Source organism: Pseudomonas sp. Z4-7, assembly GCF_051131965.1.
GTDB lineage: Bacteria > Pseudomonadota > Gammaproteobacteria > Pseudomonadales > Pseudomonadaceae > Aquipseudomonas.
Genome location: NZ_CP071642.1, coordinates 4,382,926 through 4,395,227 on the forward strand (window position 1 = coordinate 4,382,926; position 12,302 = coordinate 4,395,227).

General features: G+C 61.3%; 8 protein-coding genes. All 8 read right to left on the reverse strand.

Annotated features, from left to right (window positions below):
- Positions 1 to 54: 54 nt before the first annotated feature.
- Complete coding sequence (locus J3P91_RS19660) at positions 55 to 3,642, reverse strand: glycosyltransferase (protein WP_434605180.1); 3,588 nt, start codon at positions 3,640 to 3,642, stop codon at positions 55 to 57.
- A gap of 109 nt (positions 3,643 to 3,751) precedes the next feature.
- Positions 3,752 to 5,317 carry a flagellar hook-associated protein 3 gene (locus tag J3P91_RS19665; protein ID WP_434601472.1) on the reverse strand — a complete coding sequence of 522 codons (1,566 nt, stop codon included), beginning with the start codon at positions 5,315 to 5,317 and terminating at the stop codon, positions 3,752 to 3,754.
- Positions 5,318 to 5,330: 13 nt separating this feature from the next.
- Positions 5,331 to 7,397 (reverse strand): flagellar hook-associated protein FlgK, encoded by a 2,067-nt coding sequence (flgK, locus tag J3P91_RS19670; RefSeq protein ID WP_434601473.1) that lies wholly within the window; start codon positions 7,395 to 7,397, stop codon positions 5,331 to 5,333.
- 10 nt (positions 7,398 to 7,407) lie between these two features.
- On the reverse strand, positions 7,408 to 8,715 hold the full coding sequence (gene flgJ / locus J3P91_RS19675; protein WP_434601474.1) for a flagellar assembly peptidoglycan hydrolase FlgJ: 1,308 nt from the start codon (positions 8,713 to 8,715) through the stop codon (positions 7,408 to 7,410).
- 11 nt (positions 8,716 to 8,726) lie between these two features.
- Positions 8,727 to 9,797: a flagellar basal body P-ring protein FlgI gene (locus tag J3P91_RS19680; protein ID WP_434574135.1), complete on the reverse strand. Its 1,071-nt coding sequence runs from the start codon at positions 9,795 to 9,797 to the stop codon at positions 8,727 to 8,729.
- A gap of 45 nt (positions 9,798 to 9,842) precedes the next feature.
- Complete coding sequence (gene flgH / locus J3P91_RS19685) at positions 9,843 to 10,538, reverse strand: flagellar basal body L-ring protein FlgH (protein WP_434601475.1); 696 nt, start codon at positions 10,536 to 10,538, stop codon at positions 9,843 to 9,845.
- 72 nt (positions 10,539 to 10,610) lie between these two features.
- A complete protein-coding gene (gene flgG, locus J3P91_RS19690; RefSeq protein WP_434572605.1) occupies positions 10,611 to 11,396 on the reverse strand; it encodes a flagellar basal-body rod protein FlgG in 786 nt (261 codons plus the stop codon).
- Between the two features lie 49 nt (positions 11,397 to 11,445).
- Complete coding sequence (locus tag J3P91_RS19695; RefSeq protein ID WP_305499560.1) at positions 11,446 to 12,183, reverse strand: flagellar basal body rod protein FlgF; 738 nt, start codon at positions 12,181 to 12,183, stop codon at positions 11,446 to 11,448.
- Positions 12,184 to 12,302: the final 119 nt, after the last annotated feature.

A 12,302-nucleotide genomic window follows, 5' to 3' on the forward strand; every position in this document is an offset into this window, starting at 1 on the left:
CTTAACGAGTGGGGGCCGCATCGGCGGTACCGGGAGTTTCGCGGTTGAAACTCATCAGTCCGGTAGCCAACCATTGGCCCAGTACTGCAGGTTATCGCCGCGCAAGATAAAGTCGCGCAGCACCACTTCACGTAATTCGTCGCCCATCCGGTAACTGGCAATCGGATCCGCCAGGTGCATGCGGATGGCCTCCAGCCATTCTTCGGTGCTGTTGGTGAGGACCCGGGTACAAGGCAGGTGCCCCCGGTAAGCCTCGGTATCCGAACAGATGACCGGATAGCCACACGCACCGTATTCCAGCAGGCGAAGGTTGCTTTTGCAGTCGTTGAATATATGAAATTCCAGCGGCGCCAAGGCCAGGTCGAGATTCAGGCTGGCCAGCTTCGCCGGATAATCCGCCAGGCTCACGCCTGGGTGAAACTCATGGATATAGGGCTTGAGCAAATCCGGACACATGCCGAAGAAAACCCATTCGACTTCGTCGGCCAATTCCCGAACGACATCGACAATAAGCTCCAGGTCGCCACGGTGGCTGGTGCCGCCCCCCCAACCGATACGCGGCTTGCTGGAGGTTGCACGCCGGCTTCTGAGTTGGTTCCACAGGCTGGCAGCCAGCATGTTCGGCACCACGCGGATATCGTGGTGCATGCTCGACAAGACGTCCGCCAGCGGATGGGTGGACACCACGACCCGATCACACAGGGCGATCCCTCGGCGCAACATGTCATCAAGGTTGTCCGGCATGTTGCGGCGATGTTCGTTTTTTTCCGGGACCCGGGAGATGTAGTCATCCAATTCATAGATGCGCATGGCGTTGGAGTAAGTCTTGACTTGAGTGATGTCCTTGAACTTACTCACGTTATAGCGACCCTGAAGGATGACCACATCCGGTGACTGGCGCTCGATGTCGATGATCGAGGGCGTATCGTAGGCCACACGCCCCACGACTCGACCCGCCGCTTCCAGTTCGAACAACGGTTGGCTGACCCGGTAATGCCCCACCGCCGAGGTATTGACCGCCATCCCGAGGATCGAAGGGACGTTGCGGGTGATCAACGGATTCCAGCCGGTGCGGGGTCCAGGCTCAAGACTGAAGCTTTTCCCGGTCAGGCTCAAGTTACGGTTGTAGGCAGGATCGTTGGCGATCTTGGGCAACCAGCGCTGATAGAATGCCTCTTGTTCGTGCTCCAGCCGCTGCTTCCACGCAGGATCAGCACTGGTTTCCACGCCGGACGCGGACGCCAGCACGACATCACTGTGAGGCGTGGTGACGATCAGGTAACCATTTTTACCGACCTGCTGGCAGAGCTCCAGCGAGTTGATCCGCTGTATCGTAATGCTCTGATCGAACCCGCCCACTTCCTCCAGAACCTGCTTGCGTATCAACAGGCAGTGATCACCGACGGCGCTCCAGTTCTGCACCGTCTGCAAGCGTTGCATGTAGCCGCCGGATGTCACCGATTCGTTGACGAAAGCCCTGCCCGCCAACCCACCCATTCCCATGATCACGCCGGAGTCGATGACTCGGCCTTGCAGGTTGAGTGTACGAGGGCCGACGATGCCGACCTCAGGACGTTGACCCTGATTGAGCAGTTCGTCCAGCCAGGCGGCCTCATGCACGATGCAATTGGGGCTGAGCAACAACAGGTATTCGCCGCGGGCCTGTTGCGCGGCGAAGTTGCGGATTACCGCTTCGCTGGCACTTTCGGAATGCGTGAATATGCGCAACTTTTCACTGCCCAGCTCGGCCATTGCCCGCAGCCAATGCTGCAACTCGGCATCTTCACTGGCGTTATCGACAATGATGATTTCGTAGTGTGGATACGCAGTCGTACTGATCAGGCTGTTGACGCAACGCTCCAGCGCGCCCAGGCCATCCTTGACGCTGATGATGATCGACACCAGGGGGCGCTCGGCGAACAGGTATTCAATGCGCGGAATCAACGCCAGCAGCGGCCCAGGGTGCAGCTGGTGCGGCACGCCAATACGCTGTAGATGAGCGCCAATCAATTCGGCGTTTTGCTCGATGACTTTCGGCAACGACAGCCATTGGGCGAACGAAAACGTCGACTCGACCTGGACTTCCGGAATGTGGCCAATGACCTGCGGCCCATCCGTTTCCACCAGCCGCCAGATCAAGTCATGGGGTGCCAGCTCGCCCAGGCTCGGATCGAATCCACCCGAGGCCAGGAATCGGGCACGCTCGAAAGCCAGTGTCCGACCGACATAGGGATAACCGCGCATCAGGTCGAGATTGAAGTCGGGCTTGAAGATCGGCTCCACCGCCTTGTCATCCACCAGCGCACCTTCATCGCTGTAGAGGCAGGCAGCAGCCGGCGAGCTGACAATCCGATCGGCCATGATCAGCAGCGCTGACTCGGTCAAGCGATCGCCGGCTCGCAGCAGGTAGAACCAGTCGGCACCGTCCAGTTGAGGCAACAGCCCGTTGAGCTGCTGCGCCCAGTCCGCTTGCAGGCCAAGACGCAGGACGTGATTGTCCACAGCCTGGCGACCATTGGACAACAGCAGCACCGATTCGCAAGCATAGGCTTGGGCAGCGATACTCTGCAGGGTAATGTCCAACGCATAAGGATCGTCCTGCTCGTCGATGATGACGGGAACGATCTTCGGTCGATAAGCCCAGCGGGCGATCTGCCGGGACAAGACTTGCTTGCGCGATGGACTGAAACGGCGACAGGCCAACCACTGCGGATAGAGGTCTGCGTAGCTCTCGATGTCAGTGCCGACTTGCGAGTTGATGACGCCCTGCCGATTCGCAATGACCGCGTAGGCGTTGAGTTCTTCCCATTCGGGCGCCCCAGGCTCCCTGGGCTGCCCCAGTGGCTGGTAACGCACCCAGCCACTGGCGGGCGCCGGTTCGCCACTGCGCTGGGCGAGCATTTCCTTGAGCCAGGTCATCTCCACCGTGGCCGCTTCGAGCATCTTGGCCTGACGCGCCAGGCGATCCGGATGCAAGCGCTGGCCGCTTCCCTCGGCGAACAGTTGGACCAGGTGACCCCGGCGCAACAGGCAGATGAACAAGGCAAAATCGAGGACCGCCTCGAAGCCTTCGCCAGGCCGCGCCAGCGCCGGTAACAAGGCCTCGACATCGGCGCGGCGCATCAATGCGCCACTCAAACCGCCGAGAAGTTGACGGGCGCTCTTTTCAAAATACGCCAGCATGTCGGTACCGTTGAACAACGCATCGAACTGCGTGATGCCAGTGTTTTCAAGGCGGACCGGCAACGCATAGTTATCTACATCGATTAGATGATGCCTGTTGATCACAAGCGATACGTGCGCATGCTCCTGCAGGATGGCCGCCTGTTGACTGACGCAGAACGCCAGCAACTGGTCGTCATCGCACAGAAACTTGATGAACTCGCCCCGGGACTCTTCCAGACAGCGCAACAGGTTCTGCTGGAACCCCAGCCGAGTCGGGTTGCGCAGGTAACGCACCTCAACCTTGGCGTTCGCGCCAAGCTCCTGGACAATCTGCTCGATGCCATCGGTGCGGCAATCGTCGCAGATGACAATCTCCAGGTTCTCGTAGGTCTGCTCGAGCGCGCTTAGCAAGGCGAGGCGGAAAAAGCGTGGGCGGTACGCGGGGATGGCAATGCTGACAAGAGGAGCTGAATTCACACGCATGGCTCTCAACCGGTGGGCGCCAACTCGGGCGAGAGCAGGACGTCCTGAATCGTATTAGGAACGGGTCAGGGACCGCTTATAGCGTCACGGTCCCTGCCCTGGATCACACTTTGTTGAACAGGCCCAATTGAGCGATCTTGCTGAACGCCAACTGCGACGCTTGAAGCATAGTCTGCTGCAAAGTCAGGCGCGTCATCACTTCGGCCGGGTCGGAATCACGAATCGCCGACTGGGTCTGCGAGTTGGCCAGGACAAAGCTCTGATTGGTATCGCTTTGGGTATCGAGCGACTGGCCGCGACCACCGACTGAACTCAGTGCACTGGTCAAGTGGTCGGTACCACTGGCCAGGTTACCGATCGCCGAAGCCAGTGACGCATTCAGTTTCTGGATGGCGATGTTGTCGCCATTGGCCGGCGTATTCAAAGCAGTGCGCAACTGGTTGACGGTGTCCAGGATGTTCTGCGTCTCGTGGGTATTGACCGCGATGCTGAACTGATCGTTGGCCGCCGGCGCGCCATTGAGTGTGAAACTCACACCCGATGCGGTGGCGACGTTGCCTGCAAGGGTACCGCTGGAGACGGGTTTGCTGTCCGCGGTCAGTGGCGCGGCGTACAGGTCGAAGTCCGTGGCACTGGTAAACTTCAGTACCGCCGAGCTCGTCGGGAAGCTGGCGTGGTAGGCCGCCGGATCGGTAATTGCGCTGCCCGTGATTTGGGTCGCGGTGGTGTTGCCAGGGCTGCGAGCCGGTGTGAACGAATCAGGTTTGGCGGCCAGAGTGAAGGTATGGCCGGGCAAGATCGTGCCGGCAACATCACCCGCATGAAGGTTGACGTTCAAGGTCAAGTCGACGCCGCGAAAGCTCACGGTCTGGCCGGCCTGGCTGTTGGGATCAATAGTCCCGCCCTTGCTGGCTTCGGCCGTCACATCGTTGCCGCCCGAGTCGGTGATTTTCAACTGGGTGCCGCTGACGAATTCCACCGTGTACGGCTCGCCACTGCGGAACTGGCTGTTGTAACTGACGCTGGACGAGACTTGGCCGTTGGTCAGCACCACGCGCCCATCATCCACCGCCGGCGCGGTCATGGTGACCTGGGTGCGGCTGGTGTTGACGGCTTGCTGGAACACTTCCCAGCCGGTGCTGTTGGTGGCCATGGTCATGGTGTCGCCGATCGGCAGGTCCAGGGTCACCTGGTCGCCGTTGTAGCTGTAGGTGCCGTCGTCGTTGCGGGTAAACGGTACGACATCGCCCTTGGAACCGGCGAAGATATATTTGCCGTTTTCGTCCTTGGTGTTCATCAGGCTCAGCAACTGATCCTCGATCGAACCCAACTCCGACGCCACTGCTTTACGGTCTGCGTCGGTGTAGGCGGCGTTACCGGCACTCACGGCCAATTCCTTGGCGCGCTGCAACACGTTGCCAATGCTGGTCATGACCGCTTCGGTCGTGCCCAGGGTCGCCTTGATGGTGGTGACGTTGGCTTCGTATTGAGAAAGCATCGACGCCTGGTTGCCTAACTGCAGCAGGCGCGAAGCCCCCACCGGATCATCAGCGGCGGTGTTCACCCGCACGAGACTGCTGGCTTCCTCGCTGCTCTTGACCACCTTGGCGAAGTTTTTCTGATAGTTCGCAGCCGTGCTTTCGTAGAACTGAGAAGTAGAAATGCGCATGGGCTACGGCTCCTTAAAGACTGTTGATCAGTGTGCTGAAGATTTGTTGCGCCGCCTTGATGATCTGCGAAGACGCGGTGTAGTACTGCTGGAACTTGACCAGGTTGCCGGTTTCTTCATCCAGGTCCACGCCCGACAGCGAGTCGCGGGCGGTCTTGGCGTTGTTCAGGATTGCACCCGTGGCGGCGCTGTCGAGCTTGCCTTGGGCGGCCTTGGCGCCGACGCCTTCCACCAGTTTGCCGTAGGCATCGTTCAGGGAAATACCCTTGCTACTGGAGCCGGTGTCGACGGTCTTGGCGGTCTGCAAGCCGGCCAGGATCGTACCGTTACGGTTGTCCAGGCTGCCGGGCTGGCTGAGGCTGATGTTGATACCTGAACCATCGGATGGCGCGCCGGCAATCGACATGTCGAACGTGACGGTACGCTGCACCGGAGGTACGGACGAGTCGAAGATCGGCGCGCCTGTGGCGTCCTTGAGCGGAACGCTCAGGCTTAGGGTGTTGTTCTGGCCGGGCGTGATCGTGCCGCTGCTGATCAAGCCGCCCTGGGCATCGAGCAGCCGGTAGGCCTGGCTGGTGCCACCGGCCGAAGTCGCCCCGAACACCACTTTGACTGGCATGGAATTCTTGATGCCGTTCTGGATGATGCTGGTGGTGGCCGCATCGTAGATGTCCAGCTTCGTCGTCATGGTTGGCTGGCCGCTGGCCGGAATGGTCAGCGTGCCGCTGCCGCCCGGCGTGATGGCGGCGCCCAACGGCGCGGCAATCGCCAGCCGCTTGGAGTCGGTCATCTCGGTCTTGATGTTGGTCGCCGCGTTGCGGGTCGGGGTGAGCTTGAACGAGTCGCCGACGGCCGCAGTGCCGTTGGCAAAGGTCATGGAAAAACCGTCGATCACCGGCGGCGGCGTGGTCGCGGTGTTGAACGCGCCCATCGAGGTGCCGTCGGGCAGGCGCTGGACGGTGTAGTCCGTGCCGCTGGTGAACGTCACCTTATAGTCGTTGGTGGTCAGCTTGCCGGAGTCTGTGATGGCGATGTTGAAGTTGCCGGAGCCCGCGCTGTTGTTCAACGAGGCAACGCTGCGCTGGCTGATCTGCGCGGCGCTGTTGATGTTGCTGAACAGGTTGGAGCCAAAGGCCCCGTTCATGTCGATGCCCGATGCCTGGATGCTGTTCATCTGGTCGGCGACCACCAGGGCCACGCGCCCCAGCTCGTTCATGGCCGGGTCGAGCACGGTACTGCGGTAGCGCATCAAGCCACCGATCTCGCCGCCAGTGAGCACCGACGTCAGGTCCATGGAACTGGAACCGCTGTTGAGCTGGATCCCCATGCGGCCTGGATCGTTCTTGTCCGGTACTGCTTCGAGTTTATTGGTGATATTGCCCATCACCAGTGGCTGGCCGGAACCCAGGTAGATGTCCAGGCTACTGCCGTTCTCGACGACCTGCGTGCCGGTGAAGGTCGAGAGCTGGCGAATGGTCTCGCTACGGGCGTCGAGCAGGTCGTTGGGGGCGCCGCCGGCGTTGGAAACCTCGGCGATTTTCTTGTTCAACTGTGCAACGGTAGCCGCCAGGTTATTGACCTGCTCGACCATGTTCGACAGGTTGCCGTTGATGTTCTCGCTCTGCGCGGTCAGCTGGCTGGCAACCGAGTTGAAGCGGTTGCTCAGGGCCTGGGCATCGCTGAGCAGCAACTGGCGGGAGGCATCGTCGCCTGGCTTGGCGTTGACGTTCTGCACCGAGGCGAAGAACTTGGTCAGTGCGCCATTGAGGCCGGTGCCGCTGTCCGACAGCAGCGAATCGAGTGGGGTGATCTGCCCCTGATAGGCCGCCGCATCGCTGTTCAGCGAGGTGGTGGTCTTCAGTTGTGCTTCAAGGTACGAGTTATAGACCCGGCGCACGTCAGCCAAGGTCGTGCCGGAGCCGATGAACACGTTGCCGTACTGGTTCGACGCCTTGGTGGTCTGCACGGTCTGCTGACGCGAATACCCAGCGGTATCGACGTTGGCGATGTTGTTACCCGTGGTCACCAGTGCGGTCTGGCTTGCGGACAGACCCGACATCCCGATATTGAGCAAACTCATGGTTCAGACCTTATAAAGTCGTGGTGGCACCAGCCGAGGCGTAGTTCTGGTAACTCGTCATCTGCCGGGCTATGTTCGAAATCTTGTTGGCGTAGTTCGGGTCGGTGGCGTAACCGGCCTTCTGCAACTCGCGTACAAACTGTTCCGGGTTATCGGCCGACTTCAGCACAGCTTGATAGCGGCTGTTGCTTTGCAGCAGATTGACCAGGTCATGAAAACTGTCGCGGTACGAGGCGTAGGAACGGAATTCGGCCGTCTCCTTGACCATCTCGCCATTGCGGAATTCGCTGGTGATGGCGCGCGCCGAATCGCCCGTCCAGTTCTTGCTGGCCTTGATGCCGAACAGGTTGTGGCTGCTGCTGCCATCGGGCTGGCGCATCACCGATTTACCCCAGCCGGTTTCCAGCGCGGCCTGGGCCACCAGGTAACGTGGGTCGACGCCGATACGGTCCGCCGCTTCCTTGGCCATTGGCAGCATGGCGTCGACGAATTCATCGGCATCGCGGAAGGCCTTGCGCGCCGGTGCCAGCGGTGGCTGGGCCACGGCGCGGCCGTAAACCTGCATGTCACCTTTGGGCTCGGCAGCCTTGAGCGCGGCCAGCCAGTCGCCATTGGCCAATTCGCCGGTGGCCGGCTTGACGGCGGCAACGGCGCGGTCAGGCAGGATGTTCTGAGCGGGCGCCTCGGTCGAGGCCGCAGCAGCAGGCACCAGCCCGGCGAGCAGGCGGTCGGCCAATTTCGGCGGCAGCGCCAGGCGACGCTGGTTGAGCAATTCCATATCGTTGCGGTGCACGCCCTCGCCTGCACCTTGCGGTGTGCTCACGGCCCGCGAAGCCCACAGCGGGCGCTGACCGTTGGTGCGCGACAAAGGCCCGTCGGTGGGCAGCGTTCCGGCGGCCACCGGCGTTACAACCGGCTTGGTCACCTTGTCCAGCGCCTCTTGCTGCTTGGCGGCGGACAACGTCGCCGCCTCGCCTGGCGCCGTCGGTTTGTTCTTCGACATCTGGCGCAGCAGCACGTCGGCCAGGCCGATACCGCCACCCTCGCGCGACATCGAAACGGCCAGCTGCTGGTCGTACATTTCCTGATACTGCTTGGCTTCGGCAGTATTCATCGGATTATCCTTGCCCAGGGCCTCGGTGGCCGAACGCATGGACTTGAGCATTTCGCCGAGAAACAGCGACTCGAATTCCTGCGCCACCTTGCGCAGGTTGCCTTCGCTGTTCTTGTCGCCGACCTTGAGCTGGTTCAGGCGGTTGAGGTCCGAGTAGGACCCCGAATCCCCGCTGATCAAGGCGCCTTTGCGCATATCCACCATGACCGCTTTCCTTAAATCACGATCAGGTCGGCTTGCAACGCGCCGGCCTGCTTCAAGGCTTCAAGAATGGCCATCAAGTCGCCCGGCGCCGCGCCGACCTGGTTCACCGCCCGGACGATCTCATCCAGGGTGGTGCCCGGGCCGAACTTGAACATCGGCTTGGCTTCCTGTTCGGCATTGACCCGCGAGCGCGGAACCACGGCGGTCTGGCCGTTGGACAACGGCCCCGGCTGGCTGACGATCGGGTCTTCGGTGATGGTCACGGTCAGGCTGCCGTGGGTCACGGCGGCCGGCGAGACCTTGACGTTCTGGCCGATCACGATGGTGCCGGTACGCGAATTGATGATGACTTTCGCCACCGCCTGGCCCGGATCGACCTCGAGGTTTTCGAGGATCGACAGGTAGTCGACGCGCTGGCTCGGGTCCAGTGGCGCGGTGACGCGAATCGAGCCACCGTCGATGGCCTGGGCCACGCCTGGGCCGAGCATGTCGTTGATCTTGTCGACGATGCGCTTGGCCGTGGTGAAGTCGGAACGGTTGAGGTTCAAGGTCAGGCTGTTGCCCTGGTTGAAGCCGCTCGGCACGGCACGTTCAACCGACGCACCGCCGGGAATACGGCCCGCCGACGGAACGTTGACGGTGATCTTCGAACCGTCGCGACCCTCGGCATCGAACCCGCCCACCACCAGGTTGCCCTGGGCGATGGCGTAGACGTTGCCGTCGATACCCTTGAGCGGGGTCAGCAGCAAGGTGCCGCCACGCAGGCTCTTGGAGTTACCGATGGACGAGACGGTGATATCCACTTGCTGGCCGGGCTTGGCGAACGGCGGCAGGTCGGCACTGATCGACACCGCCGCGACGTTCTTCAACTGCACGTTGCCGGAGCCGGCCGGCACCTTGATGCCGAACTGCGACAGCATGTTGTTGAAGGTCTGCAGGGTGAACGGAGTCTGGGTGGTCTGGTCACCGGTACCGTTCAGGCCCACGACCAGGCCGTAGCCGATCAACTGGTTGGAACGCACGCCGGAAATGCTGGCGATGTCCTTCAGGCGCTCGGCTTGAGCGGTGAAGGCTGCCGACATCACCAGGGCACCGATCAACAGCTGTTTAAGATTCAACTTGATCACCTAGAAAGGGAACTTCGGGCTGAGGAAGAAACGGTCGAACCAACCTGGCTGACTCGCATCGGCAAAGGCACCAGTGCCCGAATAGGTGATGCGCGCATCGGCCACGCGGGTCGACGGAACAGTGTTGTCGGTGGAGATGTCATCGGCGCGAACCATGCCGGCGATGCGCACCAGTTCGTCACCGGTGTTGAGCGTCAGCCACTTCTCGCCGCGCACGGCGATGATGCCGTTGGGCAGCACATCGGCGACGGTCACGGTGATCGAACCGGTCAGGCTGTTGCTCTGGCCGGACTGGCTGTCGCCACTGCTCGATCGGTCGGAACCGTAGCCGGCATTGAGGCTCAGGTCGCCGCCACCGATGGGATTGTTGGTGGTCAGGCTGGAGCCGAACAGCGAGGTCAGGCCGACGCTGGTCTCGCTGGTCTTGTCGATCTGCGAGTTGGCGTTCTTGCTGGCCTGGGTCCGCTCGTTCAGGGTGATGGTGATGATGTCACCGACCCGGAAGGCCTTGCGATCGCTGTACAGGTTCTGCTCGAAGCCAGCCTGGTAGATCGAGCCATTGTTGGCGGCAGCCGGCAACGGCGTACGCGGCAACACCGGAGCGTAATACGGGTCATTGGGCTTGGGCGTTGGCGCGACACAGCCCGCCAGCGCGGTAACCCCACTCAATGCCAGAACAGATACAAAGCGATTCATGACCCTACCTCTTGGTGTTGCAGGCGACCCTGGGGCCGCCCTGTCTACGTGATGACGGATTTCGCGACGGGATTACAGATTCTGCGTGACGAACGAGAGCATCTGGTCGGCGGTGGAGATCACCTTGGAGTTCATCTCGTAGGCACGCTGAGTAGTGATCATGTTGACCATTTCCTCGACGGTGCTCACGTTGGAGGTTTCCAGGGTGTTCTGCAGCGTGGTACCGAAGCCGTTCAAGCCCGGGGTGCCGACTTGCGGCGCGCCACTGGCAGCGGTTTCCAGGAACAGGTTGTTACCCACCGCCTGCAGGCCGGCCGGGTTGATGAAGTCAGCGGTCTGCAGGTTACCGATCACCTGCGCAGCCGGATTGCCCGCGATGGTGATGGACACGGTGCCGTCACGGCCCACGGTGAATGTCTGCGCATCGTTCGGGATGACGATGGCCGGCTCCAGGGCGAAACCGCTGGCGTTGACGATCTGGCCGTTGGAGTCGAGGTGGAAGGTACCGTCACGGGTGTAGGACGTGGTGCCGTCCGGCTGCAGGATCTGGAAGAAACCGCGACCGTCGATGGCCATGTCCAGCGGCTGCTCGGTGGTTTGCAGGCTACCGGCGTTGAAATTTTTCTGGGTGCCGACAATGCGCACCCCGGTACCCACTTGCAGGCCCGACGGCAATTCGCTGTCCTGGGTCGACTGGGCGCCTGGCTGGCGTTTTACCTGGTAGAGCAGGTCCTGGAACTCGGCGCGATCACGTTTGAAACCCGTGGTCGAAACGTTCGCCAGGTTGTTGGAAATAGTGGAAAGGTTGGTGTCCTGGGCGGACAGACCTGTTTTGGCAACCCAAAGAGCCGGAAGCATTCGATTCTCCTCATACGCCTGTTTTTCGGCGCAGCGCTGTAATTAATGATTAGATCTGCAAGACCCGAGCCATGGCCTCATCGCCTTCTTTGGCGGTGGTCATCATCTTGACGTGAAGCTCGAACTGCTTGGCCAGGGCCAGCACCGAAGTCATCTCATCCACGGCATTGACGTTGCTCGCCTCCTGGAAGCCCGACACCAGCTGCACGTTGCCATCGATGGGCGCCGGCTGGCCGTCCTTGGAACGGATCGAGCCGTCCAGGCCTTTGGTCATGGTCTTGAGGTCCGGGTTGACCAGCTTGATGCGGTCCACCTCAGCCATTACCCGTGGGCCTTCGCCCATGGCGCGGATGCTGATGGTGCCGTCCTGGCCGATTTCGATTTTCTGCTCTGGCGGCACGGCAATCGGACCGCCGTTGCCCATCACCGGCATGCCGTTGCCGGCGCGCAGCACGCCAAGGGCGTCGACGTTGAGGCTGCCGGTGCGCACGTAGCTTTCGCCACCGTCGGGGTTCTGCACGGCCATCCAGCCCGGCCCGCTGACCGCCACGTCCAGTTCACGGCCGGTTTCAATCAGCGCACCCGGGGTGAAATCGGTGGCAGGCCGTTCGGACATGGCAAACGCCCGCGCCGGAAAGCTGTCGCCGAACACCGGCATCGAACGTGCCTGCTCCAGGTCTTTCTGAAAACCGTTGGTGGAGATGTTCGCCAGGTTGTTGGCATGGGCCCGCTGCGCCAGTGCGTTCTGGCTGGCGCCGGTCATTGCCACATAAAGGTACTTGTCCACTGTCGTTCCTCTGCATGCCGGACGTTTGCCGTCCACTGCTGTGTTGCAGAGCCTTAAGCAATTAGCAGACCAACTTTTTTCTGGCGGGCCCAGCCCCTTGAAACCAAGGGCTCTGGGGT

Excerpts from the sequence above, each read along its gene's own strand:
- flgH (WP_434601475.1), bottom strand. The coding sequence starts at position 10,538 with ATGAATCGCTTTGTATCTGTTCTGGCATTGAGTGGGGTTACCGCGCTG.
- flgK (WP_434601473.1), bottom strand. The coding sequence starts at position 7,397 with ATGAGTTTGCTCAATATCGGGATGTCGGGTCTGTCCGCAAGCCAGACC.
- flgJ (WP_434601474.1), bottom strand. The coding sequence starts at position 8,715 with ATGGTGGATATGCGCAAAGGCGCCTTGATCAGCGGGGATTCGGGGTCC.
- J3P91_RS19680 (WP_434574135.1), bottom strand. The coding sequence starts at position 9,797 with ATGTCGGCAGCCTTCACCGCTCAAGCCGAGCGCCTGAAGGACATCGCC.
- flgG (WP_434572605.1), bottom strand. The coding sequence starts at position 11,396 with ATGCTTCCGGCTCTTTGGGTTGCCAAAACAGGTCTGTCCGCCCAGGAC.
- J3P91_RS19665 (WP_434601472.1), bottom strand. The coding sequence starts at position 5,317 with ATGCGCATTTCTACTTCTCAGTTCTACGAAAGCACGGCTGCGAACTAT.